At 45.0% G+C, this 24,389-nt stretch carries 22 protein-coding genes and 1 pseudogene; 14 read left to right on the forward strand and 9 right to left on the reverse strand.

Annotated features, from left to right (window positions below; translation table 11 throughout):
• Positions 1–16 precede the first annotated feature (16 nt).
• The 8 genes and pseudogenes from nuoD (at position 17) to MUK70_RS22195 (ending at position 8,058) form a co-directional block, all read left to right on the forward strand.
• On the forward strand, positions 17–1,243 hold the full coding sequence (nuoD, locus tag MUK70_RS22160) for an NADH dehydrogenase (quinone) subunit D (protein ID WP_234655180.1): 1,227 nt from the start codon (positions 17–19) through the stop codon (positions 1,241–1,243).
• Between the two features lie 14 nt (positions 1,244–1,257).
• On the forward strand, positions 1,258–1,755 hold the full coding sequence (gene nuoE / locus MUK70_RS22165; protein ID WP_234655181.1) for an NADH-quinone oxidoreductase subunit NuoE: 498 nt from the start codon (positions 1,258–1,260) through the stop codon (positions 1,753–1,755).
• A 23-nt stretch (positions 1,756–1,778) separates the two neighbouring features.
• Entirely contained in the window at positions 1,779–3,119 is a 1,341-nt protein-coding gene (nuoF, locus tag MUK70_RS22170; protein ID WP_234655182.1) for an NADH-quinone oxidoreductase subunit NuoF, read from the forward strand.
• Positions 3,119–4,636 carry a glycosyltransferase family 39 protein gene (locus MUK70_RS22175; RefSeq protein ID WP_234655183.1) on the forward strand — a complete coding sequence of 506 codons (1,518 nt, stop codon included), beginning with the start codon at positions 3,119–3,121 and terminating at the stop codon, positions 4,634–4,636. Before nuoF ends, MUK70_RS22175 begins: the two co-directional genes overlap by 1 nt.
• Before the next feature lie 20 nt (positions 4,637–4,656).
• Complete coding sequence (locus tag MUK70_RS22180; protein ID WP_234655184.1) at positions 4,657–5,772, forward strand: NADH-quinone oxidoreductase subunit G; 1,116 nt, start codon at positions 4,657–4,659, stop codon at positions 5,770–5,772.
• A 42-nt stretch (positions 5,773–5,814) separates the two neighbouring features.
• Positions 5,815–6,894, forward strand: a complete 1,080-nt coding sequence (nuoH, locus tag MUK70_RS22185) for an NADH-quinone oxidoreductase subunit NuoH (RefSeq protein WP_234655185.1) — start codon at positions 5,815–5,817, stop codon at positions 6,892–6,894.
• Positions 6,895–6,909: 15 nt separating this feature from the next.
• Positions 6,910–7,505 (forward strand): annotated as a pseudogene (locus MUK70_RS22190) (NuoI/complex I 23 kDa subunit family protein).
• 34 nt (positions 7,506–7,539) lie between these two features.
• Positions 7,540–8,058, forward strand: a complete 519-nt coding sequence (locus MUK70_RS22195) for an NADH-quinone oxidoreductase subunit J family protein (RefSeq protein WP_234655186.1) — start codon at positions 7,540–7,542, stop codon at positions 8,056–8,058.
• Between the two features lie 83 nt (positions 8,059–8,141).
• Here MUK70_RS22195 and gcvP read toward each other — a convergent pair whose 3' ends face one another.
• From gcvP to MUK70_RS22210, 3 genes are all read right to left on the reverse strand, one after another.
• Entirely contained in the window at positions 8,142–11,036 is a 2,895-nt protein-coding gene (gcvP, locus tag MUK70_RS22200) for an aminomethyl-transferring glycine dehydrogenase (protein ID WP_234655187.1), read from the reverse strand.
• A 131-nt stretch (positions 11,037–11,167) separates the two neighbouring features.
• Complete coding sequence (locus tag MUK70_RS22205; RefSeq protein ID WP_234603118.1) at positions 11,168–11,374, reverse strand: hypothetical protein; 207 nt, start codon at positions 11,372–11,374, stop codon at positions 11,168–11,170.
• 94 nt (positions 11,375–11,468) lie between these two features.
• Entirely contained in the window at positions 11,469–12,725 is a 1,257-nt protein-coding gene (locus MUK70_RS22210) for a metallophosphoesterase (protein ID WP_234655188.1), read from the reverse strand.
• Between the two features lie 95 nt (positions 12,726–12,820).
• On the opposite strand from MUK70_RS22210, the gene MUK70_RS22215 reads away from it, so the two are divergent.
• Entirely contained in the window at positions 12,821–13,042 is a 222-nt protein-coding gene (locus MUK70_RS22215; RefSeq protein WP_234603603.1) for a hypothetical protein, read from the forward strand.
• Between the two features lie 11 nt (positions 13,043–13,053).
• Here the strand turns inward: MUK70_RS22215 and MUK70_RS22220 are convergent, their stop codons facing one another.
• On the reverse strand, positions 13,054–13,614 hold the full coding sequence (locus MUK70_RS22220; RefSeq protein ID WP_234655189.1) for a YqgE/AlgH family protein: 561 nt from the start codon (positions 13,612–13,614) through the stop codon (positions 13,054–13,056).
• 120 nt (positions 13,615–13,734) lie between these two features.
• Between MUK70_RS22220 and MUK70_RS22225 the strand changes: the two genes are divergently transcribed.
• Positions 13,735–14,259 carry a gamma carbonic anhydrase family protein gene (locus tag MUK70_RS22225; RefSeq protein WP_234655190.1) on the forward strand — a complete coding sequence of 175 codons (525 nt, stop codon included), beginning with the start codon at positions 13,735–13,737 and terminating at the stop codon, positions 14,257–14,259.
• Positions 14,260–14,262: 3 nt separating this feature from the next.
• Here the strand turns inward: MUK70_RS22225 and MUK70_RS22230 are convergent, their stop codons facing one another.
• Together MUK70_RS22230 and MUK70_RS22235 are read right to left on the reverse strand one after the other, a co-directional pair.
• On the reverse strand, positions 14,263–14,892 hold the full coding sequence (locus MUK70_RS22230; protein WP_234655191.1) for a DedA family protein: 630 nt from the start codon (positions 14,890–14,892) through the stop codon (positions 14,263–14,265).
• 52 nt (positions 14,893–14,944) lie between these two features.
• Positions 14,945–16,861, reverse strand: coding sequence for an ABC-F family ATP-binding cassette domain-containing protein (locus MUK70_RS22235; protein WP_234655192.1), 1,917 nt, complete (start codon positions 16,859–16,861; stop codon positions 14,945–14,947).
• 138 nt (positions 16,862–16,999) lie between these two features.
• Between MUK70_RS22235 and MUK70_RS22240 the strand changes: the two genes are divergently transcribed.
• The 3 genes from MUK70_RS22240 (at position 17,000) to MUK70_RS22250 (ending at position 19,680) form a co-directional block, all read left to right on the forward strand.
• Positions 17,000–17,986 (forward strand): formylglycine-generating enzyme family protein, encoded by a 987-nt coding sequence (locus MUK70_RS22240; RefSeq protein WP_234655193.1) that lies wholly within the window; start codon positions 17,000–17,002, stop codon positions 17,984–17,986.
• A 30-nt stretch (positions 17,987–18,016) separates the two neighbouring features.
• The gene (locus MUK70_RS22245) at positions 18,017–19,360 is read left to right on the forward strand and encodes a Gfo/Idh/MocA family protein (RefSeq protein WP_234603126.1); all 1,344 of its coding nucleotides are present in this window, start codon (positions 18,017–18,019) and stop codon (positions 19,358–19,360) included.
• 80 nt (positions 19,361–19,440) lie between these two features.
• Positions 19,441–19,680 (forward strand): hypothetical protein, encoded by a 240-nt coding sequence (locus MUK70_RS22250; RefSeq protein ID WP_234655194.1) that lies wholly within the window; start codon positions 19,441–19,443, stop codon positions 19,678–19,680.
• Here the strand turns inward: MUK70_RS22250 and aroC are convergent.
• Positions 19,677–20,756: a chorismate synthase gene (gene aroC, locus MUK70_RS22255; RefSeq protein ID WP_234655195.1), complete on the reverse strand. Its 1,080-nt coding sequence runs from the start codon at positions 20,754–20,756 to the stop codon at positions 19,677–19,679. The genes MUK70_RS22250 and aroC overlap by 4 nt on opposite strands.
• Before the next feature lie 5 nt (positions 20,757–20,761).
• The gene (locus tag MUK70_RS22260; protein ID WP_234655196.1) at positions 20,762–22,165 is read right to left on the reverse strand and encodes a BatD family protein; all 1,404 of its coding nucleotides are present in this window, start codon (positions 22,163–22,165) and stop codon (positions 20,762–20,764) included.
• A gap of 105 nt (positions 22,166–22,270) precedes the next feature.
• Between MUK70_RS22260 and MUK70_RS22265 the strand changes: the two genes are divergently transcribed.
• Entirely contained in the window at positions 22,271–22,477 is a 207-nt protein-coding gene (locus MUK70_RS22265) for a hypothetical protein (RefSeq protein WP_234603131.1), read from the forward strand.
• A gap of 73 nt (positions 22,478–22,550) precedes the next feature.
• Here the strand turns inward: MUK70_RS22265 and MUK70_RS22270 are convergent, their stop codons facing one another.
• Entirely contained in the window at positions 22,551–24,308 is a 1,758-nt protein-coding gene (locus MUK70_RS22270) for a tetratricopeptide repeat protein (RefSeq protein ID WP_244784495.1), read from the reverse strand.
• Positions 24,309–24,389 lie beyond the last annotated feature (81 nt).

A 24,389-nucleotide genomic window follows, 5' to 3' on the forward strand; every position in this document is an offset into this window, starting at 1 on the left:
CTATACTGAGTAAGATATGGCAGATATTGAATTGTTACCACATAATGTTTCCGCAAACGCCGATCTACCTGAGCTGGTTGAAGAACTGACGACGCTTAACCTCGGCCCTACGCACCCTGCAACACACGGTATTTTTCAGAATATCCTTAAAATGGATGGAGAAAAGATCGTTTCAGGAGAACAAACCATTGGATATATACATCGTGCATTTGAGAAAATAGCTGAAAGAAGGCCTTTTTATCAAATCACAACCCTTACCGACCGCATGAACTATTGCTCCTCCCCGATCAACAATCTGGGATGGCACATGACGGTCGAAAAACTGCTTAGCGTAGAAGTTCCAAAAAGAGCGCAATACATTCGCGTGATCATGATGGAGCTTGCCCGGATTACGGACCACTTGATTTGCAATAGCATCTTGGGTGTTGATACAGGTGCTTTTACCGGCTTCTTATATGTAATGCAGAAGCGTGAGGAAGTTTACGAAATCTACGAAGAAGTTTGCGGCGCCCGCTTGACAACCAATATGGGCCGTTTGGGCGGAATGGAAAGAGACCTTTCAACGACAGCGATTCGCAAGATTAAGGAATTTATAAAATCATTTCCGCCTGTTCTGAGAGAGCTTGAACAATTGCTCAACCGTAACAGGATTTTCATGGACAGGACCATTAATGTAGGCCCTATCTCCATGGAACGGGCAATTTCTTACGGTTTCACAGGTCCTAATCTTCGTGCAGCCGGTTTGGATTATGACGTTAGGGTGATGAACCCTTACTCTTCTTACGAAGATTTTGAATTCTCAATTCCTGTCGGCCAGCACGGTGATACTTACGACCGCTACATGGTACGCAATGAAGAAATGTGGCAAAGTCTGAAAATCGTGGAGCAAGCGATTAACAATCTTCCTGAAGGTCCTTATTATGCCGATGCCCCTGAATATTACTTGCCTCCCAAAAAAGAGGTTTACAGGAGCATGGAAGCGCTTATTTATCATTTTAAAATCGTAATGGGAGAGATTGACGCTCCCGCTGGCGAAGTTTACCATGCAGTAGAAGGCGGCAATGGCGAACTAGGTTTTTACCTGATCAGCGATGGCGGCCGGACTCCATATAGGCTGCATTTCCGTAGACCAAGCTTTATCTATTATCAGGCTTACCCTGAAATGTGCAAAGGAAGTACGCTTTCTGACGCAATCCTGACCATGAGTAGCCTCAATGTAATTGCAGGTGAGCTGGACGCCTAAAAAATATTCAAGAAATGACTGAATCACCGAATCTGGTTGCATTTACGCCGGAAAGACAGGAAAAAGTAAAAGAGATCATAGCACGTTATCCTGAGGGCCGTCAAAAATCGGCTCTTTTGCCTGTTTTACACGTTGCCCAAGAACAATGGGGCTGGTTGAGCAGCGAAGTAATGGATCATGTGGCCAGCTTATTGAGCCTGGAACCGGTTGAGGTTTATGAAGTGGCGACCTTTTATACCATGTATCACCTCGATCCTGTGGGGAAGCATGTAATTGAATATTGCCGCACAGGTCCTTGCTGCCTTATGGGCGGAGAGGACATATACGGACATTTGAAACAAAAACTCGGAATTGAAGCCGGACAAACAACTGCGGACGGACTTTTTACATTGAAAGAAGTGGAATGTTTGGCAGCTTGTGGCTGGGGGCCTGTTTTTCAGATTCGTGAGAAATATTACATGAATCTGACGAATGAGAAAGTGGATGGAATTATTGAAGAGTTGAGTAAATAGCGTAAGCAGAAATTGATCCTCAAATGGCTATAAAAATCTTAACGGAACACATTAATACACCGGGCATCGAAACTTTCGACGTTTACCGTCAAAAGGGAGGATATACGGCCGTTGAAAAAGCAATAAAAACGATGACCTCAGAAGAGGTCGTTGAAGAAGCAAAGAAATCCGGTGTGCGTGGAAGAGGTGGTGCAGGATTCCCGATGGGCATGAAATGGGGCTTTTTAGCAAAGCCAGAAGGTGTTCCCCGTTATCTGGTGTGTAATGCGGATGAATCCGAGCCGGGAACATTCAAAGATCACCATTTGATGAAGTGCATTCCGCATTTGCTGATCGAGGGGATGATCATTTCCAGTTATGCACTTGGTGCGAACAAATCGTTTATATACGTGCGCGGGGAGCTCATGTACGTGATCCGCATCCTGGAAAAAGCCATCGAAGAAGCAAAAGCGAAAGGATTCCTTGGTAAAAATATATTGGGAACCGGTTATGATCTTGAACTGATCGTACAACCAGGTGGTGGCGCTTACATTTGCGGCGAAGAAACTGCTTTGCTGGAATCTTTGGAAGGAAAAAGAGGAAATCCAAGAAACAAACCACCATTCCCTGCTGTAAAAGGACTTTATCAAAGCCCCACTGTGGTAAACAATGTGGAGTCTATCTCCAACATGCCTTGGATCATCAACAACGGCGGCGATGCTTATGCTGCTATCGGATTGGGGCGCAGCACAGGAACGAAGCTGATTTCTGCTTCGGGACACATTAACAAGCCGGGCGTTTATGAAATTGAACTGGGCGTAAGCGTTGACGAATTCCTTAACTCCGACGAATATTGCGGAGGCGTTAGAACAGGGCATCATTTGAAAGCATTGGTTGCCGGAGGTTCTTCAGTCCCCATTTTACCCGCACATTTGATTACCAAAACGGCCAACGGCGAGGATCGCTTAATGAGCTATGAGTCATTATCAGACGGTGGATTTGCAACCGGGACAATGTTAGGTTCGGGTGGTTTCATTGTTTTTGATGAAACCGCCTGTATCGTACGTAACACCTGGAATTTCGCCCGTTTTTACCATCACGAATCTTGCGGCCAATGCAGCCCTTGCCGCGAAGGAACCGGCTGGATGGAAAAAGTGCTTCACCGCATTGAACACGGCCACGGAAGCATGCACGACATTGATCTGCTGGTTGATATATCCAAAAAAATAGAAGGTAACACAATTTGTCCATTGGGAGACGCTGCTGCCTGGCCGGTTGCGAGCGCGATCCGTCATTTCAGGGATGAATTCATGTGGCACATTACCCATCCACACGAAGCATCGCAGCCCGGAGCAGTTTATCAGGGCGAAATGGCATTAGTATAATGGAAATCAATAAATCGCTGATTTGGGTCCGGGATAAATCCTTCGTGATCGCTTTGATCTTCGGGCTTATCAGCGCATTGATACTATTAATCATTAAATTCCAGGCATCCATCAGCTATCACCCCGATATCTCAGGAAGCGAAGGGAGTTCAATCGTTCCTATTCAACTCCTCGTATCGGGCAATCCCATTTATCTTGATCCGGAAGACGCTCCTTTCAGGTTATCCCAGTATGCGCCGGTTTACTCCACAATCGTCGCCACATTTTGTAAAGTAGTTGGCTGGTCGGCGCTGGAAGTGCACAAGATTTATCTTGCAAGCCGGTTATGGTCGAATCTGTTTGTTTTGGCTACGGTGGGCTTGGTGGGCGTCTTTTTGAACAGGTTGACTAAGAAGCCATTCATTGCGATCATTGCCAGTCTTTATATTTTCCATGTGCTGAGCTTTTGGTTTTTAACCACTTCCCGCCCGGATAGTTTACTGATTTTACTGACAATACTCTTTATATTTTCCAGCTATAATGCTTTAAAGGAAGATGGCAACCAAATCTGGTTTTATGCTGCTATTTTCATTGCTGTTACTGCGTTTTTTGTAAAGCAAAGCGGTGCAATTCTCGCCATTTCGGCAGGCGTTTACTGGATTTTGAATAGGGAATGGAAAACGCTGTTAAGCCTGACTGCCTTCGGAATGGTCGTTATGGGTCTTTATCTGGCCATTCTGCCCATCAACACTATTGACCTGTTTTTTACCAACATTATTGGAGGAGTAGCCAATTCGGCAAGCTGGGATTGGTTTTATGACTGGACACTGCAACATTGGCTTTTGCAATTTGCACCACTGATCATTGCCAATGTGATTGTGAGCGGCTACATTATTTATTACAGATATTCCAATTTTCTTCTGTTTCTGACGCTCTGCTGCTTTTTGACCTTCGTGTTTGCAACTTCAACAGCATTCAAAATTGGTGCAGGCGTAGGTTACTATCAGGATTATCTGATTTTATCGGTGATACAGATTACACTTTTCATAGCCCATTCTGCAAACACTTATCGCTTTCAACAAGGTTTTTTCAAGATTGCAGCATCGTTTTACATGATATTCGCATTTTTGCACTGCACCCTTTTTGTTTTTATGAAATACAAATCGGCGATCCATTCCAATTTTGAGCGTAATTACATTGATGAACGGAATGTGTCGGAATATTTATACCATGAGAAAAACCTGAAACCGCGGGAGTGGGTTTATATTTGCGGCGGCAATAATCTGGAAGGCTATTTTCTTAATCATTTTTTAGTAAATAATTCGTTAATTCCTTTTGCTGACCTCGTTTATCTCGCAAATTTGAACGGCACCTTTCGCTTCGATAAATTTGAGAGCATGGTTAGGAGAAGGGAGATTAAATATGTAATTTCATTAAAAGGGATTGTTCCTACCAACATTCTCAATGTTGATTTTGCAAACACTTTAAAGTATAGCTCAACCGTGGGCCCGTATGACATTTACGAGGCTGACAAATAGCATAATGATATAATTTTGGCATGGAAGAGACCAAACCTCAGTTAGTAAAAATTACATTCGACGGCATTGAAGTCGAGGTGGAACCGGGAACAACGATTATGCAGGCTGCACGGAAGATTGCAGAAGCGGACGCAAGTCAGGCTGCGCTTGTGCCCCCAGCCATGTGTTACTACAAACCGCTGCCTACTTCGGGCGGAAAATGCAGAGCGTGTCTGGTTCGTGTTGCACAAGGATCTGCAAAAGATCCAAGGCCAATGCCGAAACTCGTTCCGTCTTGCATCACACAGGTTCAGGAAGGAATGGTTGTTGAAAATACATCCAATCAGGCCGTCTTGGATACGCGTAAAAGCATTGTCGAGTTTCTCCTTATCAATCACCCGCTCGACTGCCCTATTTGTGATCAGGCTGGAGAATGTCATTTGCAGGACTTTGCATTTGAGCATGGTTCGGTAAACACGCGTTACGAAGAAGACAGAAGGACTTTTGATAAAATCGATATCGGCCCATACGTGCAACTGCACATGACGCGCTGCATCCTTTGCTATCGTTGCGTTTACACGGCCGACCAAATTACAGACAAGCGTGTGCACGGCGTAATGAACCGTGGAGACGCTTCTGAAATCAGCACTTACATTGAAAAAGCGATTGATAACGATTTCTCCGGAAATGTGATCGACGTTTGCCCGGTGGGAGCGCTTACAGATAAAACTTTCCGCTTTAAAAACCGTGTATGGTTTACCAAACCAGAGGACGCGCACCGCGATTGCGACAAATGCTGCGGCAAAACTACTGTTTGGTATAGAGGTGACGAAATTATCCGTGTCACTGCCCGCAAAAATACCTGGGGAGAAGTGAATGACTTCATTTGCAACACCTGCCGTTTTGAGAAGAAAAAAACAAGCGACTGGGTGCTGGAAGGTCCAACGAAAGTGAAACGCAGCTCCGTAATTTCAGCCAACAAATACCGCGCTGATCTGGTTAAAAAACCTGATTTCGCGATAAAAATGGCAGAAACGCAGTACAAGCGCATTGACGATACACGTCCATTCGTTACGGATGAAGATACGATCCGTCATCAAAGCATTGAAAACAACGACAAAGCAAATCACCGCTCATTGTTGGCAAAAAATAACTAGTTCAGCGGCATAACAGCCTGTTTTTAACCTTGTTTACAAAAAATGGATTTAACGGAGTTTCTCATTAAAACCGCAACAATATTCGTTGTTTTTGTCCTTACACTGGTCATTGCCATGTACTCAACCTGGGGCGAGCGTAAAGTTGCTGGCTTTATTCAGGATAGGATGGGCCCAAACCGTGCGGGACCAGGCGGGTTATTACAGCCACTTGCTGATGCAGGCAAAATGTTTTTCAAAGAAGATTTTATTCCTGCTCTGGCAAACAAATGGCTTTTCATAGCAGGACCCAGCTTGGCCATGCTTACGGCATTGCTAGCCAGTGCGGTTATTCCTTTTGGAAGCACCTTCCGGATCAATGGTCATGAAGTGGCTTTACAGGGCGTGGAATCCAACATCGGTATCCTTTACGTTTTTGGCGTTGTTGCGCTGGGCGTTTACGGCATTATGGTCGGCGGCTGGGCTTCCAATAACAAGTTTTCGCTATTAGGGGCCATCCGTGCAGCTTCGCAGAACATTAGTTATGAAGTAGCCATGGGCCTTTCGCTGATCGCGATTCTGATGATGAGCAGCTCGCTTTCATTGGATGAGATTGTAGCGCAGCAGCATGGCGGGAACTGGAATATATTTTACCAACCATTAGGCTTTATTATATTCATAACTTGTTCTTTCGCAGAATGTAACCGTGTGCCTTTCGACCTTCCGGAGTGCGAAACTGAGCTTGTAGGCGGTTATCACACAGAGTACGGAAGTATGAAACTCGGCTTTTATCTGTTTGCCGAATACATTAACATGTTCATTTCGTCGGCCATTATTTCCGTTCTCTATTTTGGCGGATACAATTATCCTGGGATGGATTGGGTTTATACGCAGCTTACACAGGCTTTCGGAACCGAAACCGGCCATAATGCAGCCACATTGATCGGAACGGCAGTATTTTTTGGTAAAGCACTGTTCTTCATCTTTTTCTACATGTGGGTGCGCTGGACCATTCCAAGGTTCCGTTATGATCAGCTGATGAACCTGGGCTGGAAAAAACTGATCCCGCTTGCTATCTTTAATATTATTATCACCGGTGCCGCCGTGCTTTTCCTGAAGCCGATGATCACCGCGTGGTTGAATTAATAAAAACACATTGCCATGCAACTGACAAATCGCTCTAAGCAAGTAAGCAATAAGGAAATGACGTTCATGGAGCGCGCCTACCTGCCTGCTATTGCAACTGGGTTAGCGATCACCATTAAGCACTTTTTTGCGAAAAAAGTAACCATTGAATATCCGGAAGTGAAGCGTTACCTGGGTCCCGTTTTTCGCGGAAGGCACATTCTGAAAAGGGATGAAGACGGTCGGGAACGCTGCACAGCGTGCGGACTTTGCGCGGTTGCTTGTCCGGCAGAAGCCATTCAAATTGTAGCTGCTGAACGGGAAAAAGGAGAGGAGAAACTCTATCGCGAGGAAAAATATGCGGCGATTTTTATGAAGTGAATATGCTGAGATGCATATTTTGCGGACTTTGTGAGGAGGCTTGCCCGAAACAAGCCGTTTATTTACGCCACGACGAGTTCGTTCCTGTTTTCGCAGAACGTGATCAGGTGATTTGGGGAAAGGATCGTTTGGTAGAAGATATGAACGACAGATACACCCGCGAAGCCTGGACCAAGGAAGAAGCGCGCGCATTGGACTTGAAGAGAGCCAGCGGCGAAGTTACCAATGTTGTTCCGAGAGCCATTCCCTGAACACATTCATTGAGCATATCAGCTATCTAATTTTATGAATTCAGCTATTTCGTTTTTCTATTTTTTATCATTCCTGACTGTCCTCAGCGCAGTAATGGTGGTTGTTTCGCGCAACCCGATCCACAGCGTCCTTTATCTCATCCTGACGTTCTTTACGCTCTCGGGACATTATATTCTGCTCAATGCGCAGTTTCTGGCAGCGGTAAACATTATCGTTTACGCGGGTGCTATCATGGTTCTTTTCCTCTTTGTGATTATGTTCTTGAATATGAAACAGGATAATGAGGAATCTAAAACCAATCTGACCAAAATTGCTGCCACGATTGTAGGCGGAACCGTGTTTGTGATCCTGTTTGGCGCTTATCGCAAAAGCGTTATCCCTGCATTTGATCCGCAGCAGTTTGACTCTCAGATTGGGATGATTGAAAACCTGGGACACTTGCTTTTCCGCGATTATCTGCTTCCGTTTGAGCTGGTTTCAATTCTCCTTTTGGTAGCGATGGTGGGTGCGGTAATGTTGGGAAAAAGAGAAATTGGCGAGAGACATTTCTAAGATCTTCTGCTAATATTTTAGCCTATAAAAAAAGGGAAATACTCAATCGAGCATTTCCCTTTTTCTGTTGTATCGATAGCTTCTTAACTTGCTTCAACCTCTGAATAAGCTTCAACCGGAATGCAAGAGCAGATCAGGTTTCTGTCACCATAAGCGCTGTCAACGCGGCTTACGCTTGGCCAGAACTTGTTGAAACGCAAATGCGGCAATGGGAACGCAGCTTTTTCTCGGCTGTAAGATCTGTTCCAATTTTCGCTTAACAATATTCTCGAAGTATGCGGTGCATTTTTAAGCACATTATCAGTACGGTCTGCTGTGCCTTCTTCAATTTCACGAATTTCATTTCTAATCGCGATCATCGTATCGCAAAAACGATCCAGTTCCGCCTTCGATTCAGATTCCGTCGGCTCGATCATCAATGTGCCTGCCACAGGGAATGACAATGTAGGCGCGTGGAATCCGTAATCCATCAAACGTTTTGCAAGATCTTCGGCTTCTACACCGGCTGCCTTAAATGACCGGCAATCCAGGATCATTTCGTGCGCGCAACGCCCGTTCGTGCCTGTGTAAAGCACATCATAATGTCCGCTCAGGCGTTCTTTGATATAATTGGCATTCAGAATTGCGTATTTGGTTGCATTTGTAAGTCCTGCTTCTCCCATCATGGCAATGTAAGCGTAGGAAATCGTCAGGATACTTGCACTTCCGTAAGGCGCGGCAGAAACGGCTCCTGCTTCACCCGCTGGCAAATGTTCAGGCTGTGTGCTGAAATTAACGTGACCGGGAAGGAAAGGCATCAAATGTTCCGCCACACCGATCGGCCCAACGCCAGGTCCGCCGCCTCCGTGGGGAATGCAGAATGTTTTGTGCAGATTCAAATGACAAACGTCCGCGCCGATGGTTGCCGGACTGGTAAGCCCAACCTGTGCATTCATATTGGCACCGTCCATATAAACCTGTCCGCCAAATGAATGGATCATCTCACAGATCTCAATGATGCTTTCTTCATACACACCGTGCGTTGAAGGGTAAGTAACCATTAAGCAGGACAGTTCATCTTTATATTGCTCAGCTCTTGCTCTTAAATCGGCTACATCAATGTTTCCTCTTTCATCACATTTGGTAACCACCACTTTCATTCCCGCCATGACAGCCGATGCAGGGTTGGTTCCGTGTGCAGATGAAGGGATCAATGCAACATTCCGATGCACATCACCGCGGCTTTCATGGTAAGCGCGAATGGCCATAAGCCCTGCATATTCGCCTTGTGCGCCTGAATTAGGCTGGAAAGACATCGCAGCAAATCCCGTGATCTCGCAAAGCCAGATATTCAGCTCGCTTACCAGCTGCGCGTAACCACCAACCTGGTTAGTCGGTGCGAACGGGTGGATCGCGCCAAATTCCGGCCAAGTTAACGGGATCATCTCAGCGGTTGCATTCAGTTTCATCGTGCAGCTGCCCAGTGAAATCATGGAATGCACTAACGATAAGTCTTTATTTTCAAGCGATTTCAGATAACGCAGCATTTCGTGCTCCGTATGATGCGTGTTGAAAACGGGATGCGTCAAATATTCAGATGTACGGGCAAGGTTTGCTGGCAGATCCAGCTCTAATTCCTCGTCAATGACCATTTCGCCCTGGAAACCAGAAACCTCGGCGAACACATTCAAAAGTGAAATGACATCATCAAATGTTTTTGCTTCATCAAATGAGACCGAAACACTTTCTTCACCATTGTATTTGAGGTTAATGCCCCATTTCACGGCCGTTTCTCTCAGCTTTCTGGTTAGGCCAGTCTTAACCGTGACAGTATCAAAGTAATGTTCCGTTACGACCTCATAATGGAATTGTTTGATAGTGTCAACAAAAAGCTTGGTAAGTCCGTGAACGCGGGCGGCAATGTTCTTAATGCCTTCCGGTCCGTGGTAAACGGAGTAAGCGCCTGCAATAACAGCCAAAAGCACCTGCGCGGTGCAAATGTTGGAAGTTGCTTTTTCCCGGCGGATATGCTGCTCGCGCGTCTGCAATGCCATCCGCAATGCGCGGTTTCCTTCCGTATCAACAGAAACACCGATAATCCGGCCTGGTATATGTCTTTTAAATGAATCTTTTGTTGCAAAATAAGCAGCATGCGGACCGCCGTAACCCATCGGAACACCAAATCGCTGCGAAGAACCCACAACTACATCCGCGCCCATTTCACCTGGCGATTTGAGCAATGTCAATGCCAGCAGATCAGCCGCAACGGCAACTGAAAGGCCTTGCTCATGCGCAGAGGCGATGAAATCTGTATAATCAATGACCTCACCATTGGTGGCAGGATATTGAACCAGCACACCGTATAGGTTTTCATCCGTAAGATCGACAGTCGCGTGGTTTCCTACTATAATGTCAATGCCGATCGGTTTTGCTCTGGTGTGAACGAGATCAATGGTTTGTGGATGACAAAGTTCTGAGACAAAAAAAGTATTTGCTTTCTTCCTGGATGCGGGACGCAGGCTGTAAAGCATGGTCATAGCCTCCGCGGCAGCAGTTGCTTCATCGAGCAAGGAAGCATTTGCGATCTCCATGCCCGTCAAATCCGTAATGACGGTTTGGAAATTGAGCAACATTTCAAGTCTTCCCTGCGCAATTTCAGCTTGGTAAGGTGTATAAGCAGTATACCAGGCCGGATTTTCCAGAATATTCCGAAGAATCACATTAGGTGTAATGGTGTCATAGTAACCTGTTCCGATGTATGATTTCAAAACAGCATTTTTACTCGCTATTTTCCTTATGCCCTGCAAAAATTCCTGCTCGGTTTTCGGTCTGGGCAAGTTCAACGGTTTTTGCAATCTGATGGCGGGAGGAAGCGTCTGGTCTATCAATTCATCCAATGATGCGGCTCCTATCGTGCTCAGCATTTCCTGCAATTCCTGCGCATCTTTACCGTGGTGACGGTTTTCAAATTTATCCTGGTTCCGAAGATTAATTTTCATTCAACTTGGGCTGACGACGTCAATAATAAGTGGTTTTAAAATACAAAAGTAAGCAAATCCAATCGAATCTCTTAGAGAATGATGGCCCTGCTTACTCTTGATTATATGCAAATTCTATAGCAATTCGAATGTCATTTGTTAGGACAACCGCAATCCGTTTTCCGCTTGAATATTCCGAGGAATTTCTTGGATTTCGGCTTCTTGTAACCCTTATACTTTTTCTTTTTGACTAAAAGCTCGGTCTTCGCGCTGGCTGGTTTCGCAGTAACTGTGCTGACACCAGATATTCCGCAAATCAATGCAAGCACGAGAAATAAGGAAGCAAATTTTGTCATCATTTTCATTTTTTGAATTACAGAACCTTATATACTCAACGCATTTAGGCTGTTATCCTGTATAACTAATCAAACCCATTTACAAGTTCCCTAAATCTTACGCCCTAACCAACTCTATGATAGCAATTTCGGGCAAGATACCCACGCGACCCGGATAACCTAAATACCCAAAACCCCGGTTAACATATAAATGCTGGTCATTTTCGGTGTATAACCCTGCCCATTGCTTATATCTGTATTGCACAGGGCTCCATTTTAAGCCACCAATCTCTACACCAAACTGCATCCCATGCGTATGCCCGGCCAATGCGAGATCAATGTCCTTATATTTGGGTAAAACCTGTGCTTGCCAATGGCTTGGATCATGTGAGAGCAATATTTTGACAGGAAAATCTTCCGTATGCTGATAAGCTTTTTCCAGGTTTCCGTATTTGGCAAAATTACCTGCGCCCCAGTTTTGAATCCCGATAAGCCCGATTTCTTCGCCATCGACACGGATCGCACGGTTTTCATCCAGCATTAAATTCCAACCCAGCAATTGATGCGCTTTTCTAAGATCTGCCAGGTTGCTGGTTTTGGCTTCAATGCTTGGCCATTGGAAATAATCACCATAATCATGGTTTCCCAACACCGAATGCACGCCCAGCGGCGCTTTTACTTTATTAAAAATGTCAATGTATTCACGCACTTCCAGCGCGCGGTCATTCACAAGGTCACCCGTAAAAAATGCAATATCCGGTTTTTCCTTCATCAACATTTCAACACCACCTTTTACAGCGGTTTTGTTAAAAAAACTTCCCGAGTGAATGTCAGACAATTGCGCGATTTTGATCCCGTCAAATGCTTTGGGCAGATTTTTAAGCGGAATGCGCACGCGGCGAATGCGGTAATCGTGCGCGCCAGAGATTATGCCGTAAGCAAATGTGCCCATAAGCCCGGCGCCCGCAACCATGGCCGTCGTTGCCAAAAATTGAGAACGCGGAATGGTCGTCTCGCCGGTTCCAGGGGAAACTGGTGCTGCGGATGGAAAGAAAAAGCTCGCTATCCATTGGAAAAAACGGCGAATATCGTCTAGGAACAACAGAAAAACAGCCAGCAGCTTGGATAAATAAGGAATCGCAATGAAGGCGACAATGAATGTCCGCGTGGTGCTTTTGAGATAATCAGGCGGAAGAAGCTGCATCATAATGTAAGCTCCTAATGTAAGCGCAGTAAAAACCCAGTAGGCTCCGCTGATCCAGCGTTGTGTCAGTGGCGCTAAATTCCGGATCGCAAAACGTAATCCCTGCCACACATACCAATCAATTGCAAAAAGTATGAATGTTAAAAATATAAAAACGAATGTCCTGTTCATTGGAGGTGATAATGATCCTATTTCTCGTTAACACCGCGCAGAATTTTCTCGTTCGGCAGCATTTAGTAATTTTGAACTACCAAACGAAGAACATTATGCCGGAATTTGATTTTAAACGTTTTCACATCCGTTCCATGAATGCGGGCTCGGACGAAGAACGGGCACAGATCAACCAGGAATTGAAAGATCTGTATGCTTCTCTTTCTGAGGAAGAAAAGACGATTTTTAATGAACAGTTGCAGAAATTCCTGGCTAAGGAAGTCAGCAGGATCAAGTCCGACTACGAATCCATCCAGGGACTTGACCAGCCCAACTAGCCTGGTAATGGCTAATTCAGGCGCGGATCGATAGGATAATGGGCTATGGACCGGTACTCGCCGCCCATATTGCGCAGGATCTCGCGCCAGAAATTTTCAGGTGGTGTCGTGAAAAGGAAATCCGAGTTTGTGCTTGAAACAATCCATGAATCCTGTTTCAATTCCTCTTCCAGCTGGCCGCCGCTCCATCCCGAATACCCTATAAAGAAGCGGATATCTTCGGGACGAAAGGTGTTTAAGTTCAAAAGCATTTTCACCGCATCAAAATCTCCTCCCCAAAAAACATTTTGCATAATTTCCGTCCCTCCGGTTACCAGGTCGGGGCGCCTGTGGATGAAATGAAGCGTATTTTTTTCAACTGGTCCTCCCAGATGCAGCGCAATGTCCTGATAAATGGTTTCGTCCAGCACATCTCCCAGGAAGAGATCGGTGATCTGGTTGAGCACAAAGCCGAAGCTGCCCTGCTCGTTGTGTTCGCACATCAATATAACGCCTCTTTCAAAATTGGGATCCCCCAGAAACGGTTTAGCAATCAAAAGACTTCCTTTTGAAATTTTCATGGCTGATGGCATAGTGAGTTATGGCTTAATGATCAAAAACGTAATATATTTAATTTTTAGCAACAAATTTGCGGTACATACCAAAAGGAATTCCCGGTTTAGCTATTTTCGGGCAAATCTAAAAAGAAAGACATGCCATATATAAAATCTGTGCGAGGCTTCGATCCCACATTTGGGGAAAATTGCTGGCTCGCCGAAAATGCAACGGTGGTCGGGGATGTAGTAATGGGCAGCCATTGTACGGTTTGGTTCAATGCGGTGGTTAGGGGCGATGTGAACAGCATTCGCATTGGAGATTATTCCAATATCCAGGATGGTGCTGTAATTCACTGTACTTACCAGCGGTTTGCAACCACGATTGGCAGTTATGTGTCCGTTGCGCATAATGCAATTGTGCACGGCTGCACGATCGAAGATCACGTGCTCATAGGCATGGGCGCCATTGTGATGGACGGGGCTGTGATCGGGACCGGCTCCATTGTAGCGGCTGGCGCCATTGTCACACAGGGAACAAAAGTCCCACCGGGGACAATTTACGCCGGTAACCCGGCAAAATATCTGAAAGATGTTTCAACTGAGCTGAACGCGGCTATTGACAGAACAGCCAATAATTACATTACTTATTCAGGCTGGTTTCGCGAAGAGGAAGGAAAATGAGCATCAGCCCATTTCCTTTCTGGCATTGAGATATCCTTTGATCACGGTAAATGTGGTGATCGCAAGGAAGAAAAGGATAATGTACTGCACATAGTCTACGATCCACGGGAAACGCTCACCGAACAAATAACCGCCGCCCGTTAATGTACCAATCCAGATTGCGCCGCCTGCAACATTGTTGATCATAAAAGCAGGAAGCGTCATTTTTACGAGGCCAGCCAAAATGGGTGCAAATGTGCGAACGATTGGCAGGAAACGACTGATAACCAATGTCCTGCTGCCGTATTTATCAAAATATTTACGCGTGGTCTCAATATGTTTCTTCTTAAAAAAGAAAGAATCCGGCCGGTTCTCGAACATATCACCGAAATATTTCCCAAAAATATATCCGACCAGCGAGCCTACTACTGCGGCTGCAAATAAACACAACAGCAAAACCCCGATTGGAACATTCAGTATGCCCGTCCCGCAGAAAACGCCGGCCAGAAAAACCAGGTAATCGCCGGGCAGGAAAAATGCAAAGAACAGGCCGTTTTCAGCAAAAACAATAAACGTAATGACCAGCAGACCGCCTGTGCGGATCAACTCTTCGGAATTAAGAATATATTGAAAAAACTCGGTGATTGAATTCATAATGCAGATTTAAACGGGCTAATCGGAACAGAGGATCGCAATGCTGCCAAATTTAAGCATTTTCGGATAGTTCAAGCCAACGCATCTCCTTGTCTGCCTGACTTTCGGTCAATTCCTCAATCTGCTTCGACCACTGAGCAAGTTCTGCGTGTGAACCGCCATCATTCAGTTTTTTAACTAAAACACCCTTCTGTTCTTCCATTTTGGCAATGTCGGCTTCAAGCTGCTCCATTTCCTTCTGCTCTTTATAGCTCAACTTACGTTTTGGTGTGGCTGGCGCAGCAGGAGTTGCCGCTAAGGGCGTCACTGTTTCCTTAACTGGTTGAATAACGTGCGTTGTGTTGCTTTTCCCCGCATTACCATTGCTTCCGGAAGCCTTTTTCTCTGCTTCCTGTTCATCCTGATACTCACGGAGCTCGGTATAATTTCCTGGAAAATCGCTGATCTTACCTTCTCCTTCAAATACAAAAATGTGCTGAACGAGCCTGTCGAGGAAATATCTATCGTGGGAAACGATCACCAGACAGCCAGGAAAATTCAATAAGAACTCTTCCAGAACATTCAAACTTGCAATGTCGAGATCATTCGTTGGCTCATCGAGGATCAGGAAGTTGGGTTGCTTGATCAATATCAGAAGCAACTGCAACCTCCGTTTCTCTCCGCCGCTTAGTTTGGAAATAAAATCATATTGTTTGGAAGGCGAAAACAGGAAAGCCTGTAACAAATGCCCAACCGTAACCGTCTCGCCGGTCCCCAATTGCACCACTTCTGCAACATCCTTTACAATATCAATCACCCGCTGGTTCTCATTGAAAACAAGGTCTGACTGCTTATAGTAACCAAACTGAACCGTTTCGCCTTTTACGATCTGACCTTTATCAGGCATTAATTCACCCGTAATCATATTCAGGAGCGTCGACTTGCCCATCCCATTTTGGCCGACAATGCCAATGCGGTCGCCCTTTCTGAATGTATATTCAAAGTTTTTGATCAACTGCCTCTCTCCAAAACCTTTGCTTACATTTTCCAACTCGATGATCTTGCTGCCCAGCCTCGAAGTCCGGACATTCAATTCCATTTGTGTGTCAAACTTCTTCTGGCTTGCCTTTTCCTTCAATTCTTCAAATGCATCGACACGATATTTCGCTTTTGTTCCGCGTGCCTTAGGTTGTCGGCGGATCCAGTCGAGCTCCTTACGCATTAAGTTTCGAGCTTTATCAATGCCGGCAGCTTCCATTTCTTCCCTTTCAGCCTTTTTTTCCAGGAAGTAAGTGTAATTTCCTTTATAAGGATAAGCCGAGCCATGATCCAGTTCGAGCATTTGATTACAAACCGTGTCGAGGAAATACCGGTCGTGGGTAACTACTAAAAGAGTCGTATTGGACGTATTCAGGTAATTTTCAAGCCATTCAACCGTGTCCAGATCCAAATGGTTGGTTGGTTCATCCAGGATTAGCAAATCAGGATCTTCCAGCAAAACCTTCGCCATAGCAACCCGCTTGCGCTGGCCTCCTGACAATGTTCCAAAAAGGTTTTCAGTGTGGTGAATGCCCAGGCGTCCCAGGATTTCTTTGGTCCTGTATTCAAAATCCCAGGCATTAAACTTGTCCATATCTTCCATCACCTCCGAAAGCTCGTCGTGGTTATCGGTTTCAATGGCATGCTCGTAGCGCTTAACAACTTGTGCGACAGGATTATTGGAAGAAAAAATCACATCAAGGACCGTAAGGCTTTCATCAAAAGCCGGGCTTTGATCCAGATAACCCACCCGAATGTCTTTGCGAATGCTTACTTCTCCTTCGTCCGCCGGAATTTTACCCGTTAGAATGTTCAGGAAAGTGGTCTTGCCCGTTCCATTCGTTCCGATGAGCGCAACCTTATCGCCCCTGCTGATTCCAAAATTGATGTTTTTAAAAAGCCATTGATCGCCAAATGACTTTGCTATATTTTCTGCTGAAAGGTAATTCATGATCCAAAGTAAAATTCAATTCCTACAAAGGTAGGACAGATCTCAAACAACAAAGAAAAAATTCGTTTTGAAAGGGTAAATAGCATAATATTGCCCTTTATATTTAGTTATATGGTTCCATAGAACACATTTTAAATCATGTCCAAGCAATTTTTATTCCTATTCTCAACCGTTTTCATTTGTTTTAACGCAGTAGCACAAGACGCAAATTTTAAGAATTACACCCAAAAAATAGGAGGTAGCCCGCAAGTCTACGACATGGTCGCGATTCCCGGCGGCGAGTTCTTAATGGGAAGCCCGGATTCCGAAAAAGGTCGCAGACCGGATGAAGGCCCTCAGCACAAAGTAAAAATCGAGCCCTTCTGGATGGGCAAAACAGAAGTAGTTTGGGACATTTACGATCTCTATGCCTTCAAAAACATGGAAAAGGAAATGGCAGCACGCCACCCGGATCCTGACAAAAGCGTTCAGAAAACCGACGCAAGCACCCGCCCCAGCCCTCCCTATGTAGATATGTCGTTTGGTATGGGAAGATCCGGTTACCCGGCAATCAACATGACGCAGTATGCAGCGATTCATTTTTGCAAATGGCTTTATGAGAAAACAGGTATTTTTTACAGATTACCAACTGAGGCTGAGTGGGAATACGCTTGCCGGGCAGGGTCAAAAACCGCCTACTCATTTGGAGCTGACGAATCTAAACTGGATGAATACGCGTGGCATCGCAAAAATAGCGACGCCGCTTATAAAAAGATCGGTTTGAAAAAGCCAAATGCTTTCGGATTGCACGATATGCACGGAAATGTGATGGAATGGACATTGGATCAATACATTCCGGATTATTATGCCAAACAACCTGCGGGAGAAAAATATGCGCCGGTTACGGAGCTTTATCCAACAGCGGTACGTGGCGGTTCATGGGATGACGAGCCTGCCGACTTGCGCAGCGCAGCACGGACAGCGTCAAAAGCCGAATGGAAGATCCTGGATCCGCAGCTTCCTAAAAGCGAATGGTGGATGACAAGTGCATCGTTTGTTGGTTTCAGAGTGGTCAGACCGGTGAAACAACCTTCTCAGGAGGAAATTAATGCTTATTACAGCCCAAAATTGATTGAAGATTATTGAGATCATATTTAAACTCTTAACATAAAGGTAATGGAACAAAATAGACGTGATTTTCTAAAAGCATCGGGCTTGTTTGCTGGCGGTGCAATGCTGAATCCGGTCCGCGGATACGGCTTTAACAGTGCGGTGGACGAGACGATTAAAGTCGCTCTTATTGGTTGTGGCGGAAGAGGAACAGGTGCTGCCGCGCAGGCGTTGAGCACTACGCAGAATGTGCAGATCGTTGCGATGGCGGATGCTTTTAAAGACCGTCTGGATGAATCATACAAAAACCTGACTGCCAAGAAATACAAGAATGCGGCAGGAACGGTGGTAGACACGAAACTGAAAGTGGATGTGCCTGAGGACCGCAAGTTCGTAGGATTTGATGCATTCAAAAAAGCCATCGCTTTGAAAGACGTGGATGTTGTGATCCTGGCAACACCTCCGGGCTTCCGTCCTTCGCATTTTGAAGAGGCCGTGAAAAATAACAAGCATATTTTCATGGAAAAACCGGTTGCTACGGATGCGCCGGGGATTCGTAAAGTGCTTGAAGTAGCCGAAGAAGCTAAGAAAAAGAAGCTTAATGTTGTTGTAGGTCTGCAACGCCATTATCAGGCTAATTACCTGGCTGCCATCAAGCGCATTCATGATGGAGCAATTGGCGATATAGTAGGCGGACAAGTTTACTGGGTTGGTAGCAGCCCCTGGATGAAAGAGCGCCAGCCAAACCAGACTGAAATGGAATATCAAATGAGAAACTGGTATTATTTCAACTGGCTTTGCGGTGACCACATTTCAGAGCAGCACGTGCACAACATTGACGTGGCTAACTGGGTGAAAAAAGGTTATCCTGTTTCAATTCAGGGAACCGGCGGTCGCACAGTTCGTACTGGAAAGGCTTATGGAGAGATTTTCGATCACCATACATTGGATCTTGTTTACGCTGACGGAACCACTATTTCAAGCCAATGCCGCCAGTTTGAAGGCACCTGGAATAAAGTGGATGAGGCTTTTGTAGGAACAAAAGGACGCATTGATAGCTTTGATGGCAAGAAAACCATATTGAAAGACTACAAAGGCGGCGTAATTTACCAGCACGACGATAAAGGTGATAAAAACCCATATCAGGTTGAACACGACGAACTGTTTGCTGCTATCGCGAAAGGCGAGTACAAATTCGCTGATGCTGAAAACGGTGCAAAAAGCACAATGACAGCCATTATGGGTCGTATGGCCACATATTCAGGCAAGATGATTAAATGGGATGAGGCGTTCAATTCAGATATCAATCTGTTCCCGGACAAATTGGCCTGGGATGCTTCTCCAAAAATCCTTCCAGGTCCAGACGGACTTTATCCGGTTGCGGTTCCTGGTAAGACACAGGTTATTTAATTGAAAATGCAGTAAAAAAGGGCTCCTGGGAGCCCTTTTTTGTTTGTAAGTTGTAAGAGAATTTCTAAATTGGAGTAGGAATGTCCATTCGATGGAATTCTATTGTTGAACCAACGATATCGTCAGTGAAACTTAGCCTGAGAAACGCTGTACTCATTCTGTTAACCGGCATGCTCCTGCTCGCGGTCGGTGCCTCACTTAGATCAGATCAACCCAAATTCAGCAATCCCATTATCCTCACCGCACTGGCCATTGAATTCCTGGGAACAATTTGGCTCGTTTTAAGCCTGAATCAAAGGCGCAAACGCAATAAGATCTAGACTTTGCTGGAACGGTTTCGAAGGTAAAAATCGGCTAAAACCAATGCTGCCATCGCTTCCACAATAGGAACGGCGCGTGGGACCACACAAGGGTCGTGACGGCCTTTACCCTGAACAATAGCAACGTCCCCATGCTGATCAATGCTTTCCTGATCTTGCATAATGGTTGCCACCGGCTTAAATGCTACGCGGAAATAAATGTCTTCGCCATTGGAGATGCCACCCTGAACTCCACCGGAATGGTTTGTGCGCGTATGCACTCTTTCTTCATCATCTATATAAAAAGCATCATTATGCTGCGAGCCGAGCAATGTTACGCCTTCAAAACCGCTTCCGTACTCGAACCCTTTCACCGCGTTAATGCTTAACATCGCTTTTCCCATCTCTGCGTGCAGTTTGTCAAACACGGGCTCGCCCCACCCGGCCGGAACGCCTGTAATCACGCAATTCACAACGCCTCCGACTGAATCGCCCCGCTTTCTGACCGAATCAATATAATCGAACATTTGCTGCGCCATTTCAGGATCAGGACAACGCACAGCATTGCTTTCTGTTAATGTCAAATCGAGCTCCTGATAAGATTTTTCCAGCTTTAATATTCCAACCTGTGAAACATAAGACTGAATGTTCACACCCAGATCAGCCAGAAGCAGTTTCGCCAGCGCGCCAGCTGCAACCCTTGCGGCCGTTTCTCTTGCTGAACTTCTGCCCCCTCCCCTGTAATCCCGCACGCCATATTTCACCTGATAGGTGTAATCTGCGTGAGAAGGACGGAATTGGGCAGCAATGTGTGAATAATCCTTGCTGCGCTGATCTTCATTTCTAATAATTAACGCAATAGGTGTTCCGGTTGTTTTGCCTTCAAAAACTCCTGAAAGCACTTCAAATTCGTCCGCCTCTTTACGTTGTGTCGTAATTCTTGATTGGCCTGGCTTTCGCCTCGTCAGTTCACTTTGAATAAAATCGGAATCGAAATTTACGCCCGCAGGGCATCCTTCTATAATGACACCGATTCCGGCACCATGCGATTCGCCGAACGTGGCTATTTTGAAAATCTTACCGTATGTACTTCCCATTAATTTTATTTTCTGAATACCCAAACCATTGCTATCAGCAGCAGGATGACAATGCCGTTGGTGGTGTCTTTTAAAATCTTTTTATAATCTATTGAATCTTTACTGCTATCGAGGCTTTCCAGGTTATCATACAACCCTGAAGAGCCGCTTAAAGACAAATTGGCGAGCTTATAATCCTCTCCTTTCACGGTTAGCATTTTAGAGGATCTCAGTGTATCATATCGGGCTTTTCCCAAATTGAAATACACCCATTGAAAATACCTTCCCAAAGGAAACTCACCATCCTTTCTTGGCACAACAAAGTAATCGAAAGTTTGCTCCCCAATCACACTTTGATAGCTCCTTTTAATGATCTGACTACGTTCCGGTGAATAAATATCGAATGTTGAACTGGTCTGGATAGTGGGCGCGGGAATGGCTGCAATGTTACCAACACCCTCTACTTTGAACATGTAACGAACACTTTCACCAGGATAAACCAGCTTGGCGGACAAACTTTCCCTTAAATTATACTGCCCAACAGCCACCTGGTCCCGAAGCGGATGATCGGGCAGCTGGCGAACAGAAATTGTAACCTTGTTGGATCGGAAAGATTTAATAACCCTCCGTTCAACATTCACTGCCTTACTGTTATCAATGACAAGCATTTGCAATGCGATGGAGGGAAAAACAATGTCCTCCGTCGTTATAGGGAAGAGCCGCGCCTGATACATATTATATTCGGTGTAGCGACGGCCCTTAATGTTAACCTTGCGTTTTACAATTTCTTCAATGCCTACGTTCTCTTCCCAGCAGTTCGTGGGTCTTAATTTTTTTAAAATGGATTGCAGCTGCTCGTTGAAACGGTAAAATTCCATTTGTACCGGCGCATTTTCGGCAATGTAAAGCGAAATCCGGAGCGCGAAGCCCTCTCTGATGTAAATGGCTTTTTTATCGGTTTGTACGGAAAGAAAAATCCCGTCGCCTGTATCTTCCAAGTCTGCATCAAATGTTGGGCTTAAACGTGCCGAAACGGTGCCTTCTGTGCCTGCCGACTGTGAAAAGACAACCATTGTCTCGTCTGATTTCAATTTAAGGCTGCTTACTGTAATGGTGAATTCCGGAATCAGGTAATTTCCGGGCTTGGTTGCGAAGTATTCCTGCGTAATGGTTTGTATAACCACTTTTTTCCCGTCAACTGTGCTGATGGCGCTGGTAGCCGATTTGCTCCGCTTTTCAAGACCGTTGATTTCAGGAAAGATGACGGCTGGCCGGGTTTCCGCGTCACGCAACACTACAGATATTAAAAAGGGCTGGTCAAGCGTTAGGTTTTTGGAGCCTAACTCAATGGTGGAGGCGTCATTGATAGTCTGGGCGACAAGCGTACCAGAAAAACACAAAATAATATTTAATAAGGCATATAATTTCATTAAATATTTTCGTTAACTTTATTAAGAATTGCCCCGATCTGATGTTTTTGGCTTGATTCCTATAAAATTTATTCACGTCCCTAAACCACAAAACTACATAATACTATGGCCTCGATGCTTGAATACATAAAAATTATTCTGCAAAAAGTTAGCTTCGACCGCAGATTGTTTGAAAAAGAACTCAGAAAAGCAATCCGAATGTTGATGCCTGCCGAGGTGAAACGGTTAAGACAATGGTGTTACGATAATTACGGAACGATACATTTGCCAGTACTTAATACTTGTTTTGCACGCCTTTCATCACTGGGCTAGAAAATTTTTAGATTTTATAACGAAAGAAGCCGCCTGGATATCCAAGCGGCTTCTTTCGTTATAACCTACCGAATTATTTTTTCTTCGGTGTCGCTGCAGTCTTAGTTTTTGCACCGGCTTTTGCGCCAGCCGCAGGCTGTGTTTCCGCTGTAGGAGTAGCCATTCCTAATGCTTCTTTGGCTGATACATTATCCGGATCTACTTTTAAAAGCTTTTCCCAATACTCCTTCGCTTTTGCCTCATCTTTCAAAGTAGTCTGAGCGTGGAAGGCAAGATAGCTGTATGCCAGTTTCAAGTATGACTTGTATTTGCTTGGATCTGGATCCTTTTCAGCAAGTTCAGTCAATTTCAAATAGTAAGGCTGAGAAATGCCTTTGTCAACGTTTTCTTGTCTGTCATATGCATTGTAAAGCGTACTTGCTCTCCAATAGTATCCATATGGCCATTCAGGAAGTTTCTGCGTTACAGTTGCAAATATTGAATCTGCTTTTAGGAACAATGCACGTCTTTCGCCAGCAATTTTAGCGCTGTCTGCATAGTTAGAATCTGCCGGCATTGGAAGCACTTTCGCTGTTGCCATCTGGAAGTTAGACAACCCAGTGTAGTAGTAATCGTTGGCACTAGCTTTTGCAGTATCCAATGCGATACCTTTTTCAAAAGTCGCAGCAGCGTTAGGGAAATCCTTAGCAGCGTAGTACAATGCCGCCACTTCTTTGTATGCCGTTGCAGCCTCTGCTTTGCTGGTATCCATGTCAGCACCTTTCAATATATAAGCAACACCAGTCGAATCATAACCTGAACCGTCTGTTACCTTTTGATTGTAAGCACGACCCAAATATTTGTAGTCCTCTCCAATCACTTTTTCAGGAGCAACTTTTAAGAACTCCGTTAAGTTTTGAATTGCTTCGTCAGGTTTGTTAGTCTTGAAATAAGACCAGCCATACATACGCAATGTGATCGGGTTATTGATCTTTCCTTTGATCTCTTCCAGCAATTGCAATGATTTTGCATAATCGTCCGCTGTAAATGCAAACTGAGCAGCACGCAACTTCATTTCAGGATCCGTAGTTCCGCTTTTCTGGATATACAAATCGAAGTTTTCCGCCGCTTGTTTAAATTTCTGAGCTAAGAAGTACAATTCAGCAAGGTCCTTGTATGCCGGAGCAAAGTTAGGATCTGCTTCAATTGCCTTTTTGTAATTCTCAAGTGCCAGGTTATAATTTTTACCGCGCAGGTAGATCGATCCGATCGCATTGTGAGCTGTTGCATAGTTCGGCTTTGCTGTTAATGCATATTCATAAGCCGTTACTGCTGCACCGCCTTCGTTGCGAAGCATAAGAGCGTCTCCTTTTGCCAGATAAGCATCAGCAAGATTTTTGTCTCTCTTAACTGCCTCGTCCAATAGTCTGATCGCCTCGGCGGGATCGCTATTTTTTTCAAAAAGCGTGTAAGCCTCGCCAATTCTGAAGAGAACCTCTGCATCCTTTTTCTTTTTCTTCTCAGCTTCGTCGAAAAGCTCTTTCGCTTTTGCTTTTTCTCCTTTTGCAAGAGCTACTGTTCCCTGACCTACTTTGTTTAAATAGGATTTATCATCCAGCGTCAGACCTTTATCAAAGGCTTTCTGCGCTTCGTCCAGTTGATTGGTTTTTATATAGTAATAACCAAGATAATATTGGTTATCGGCAGAAGGCGTCGTTTCTGCGAGTTTCTTAAATAAATCGCCCGCTTCATTGTAACGCTCGCCGTTGATCAATGCCAAGCCATCCTGCGTCGTTTGTGCGTGTAAATTAACAAACGCTAATAAACCAATTACCAGTGCTACTAATTTCATTCTCATGTTTCTGTTCATTTTTTACCCGGTTAAAATAATGATAAAAAATTTGGCTTTCCAATAACAAGTCCCAAATCTTAT

Source organism: Dyadobacter chenwenxiniae, from assembly GCF_022869785.1.
GTDB classification, from domain to species: Bacteria; Bacteroidota; Bacteroidia; order Cytophagales; family Spirosomataceae; genus Dyadobacter; species Dyadobacter chenwenxiniae.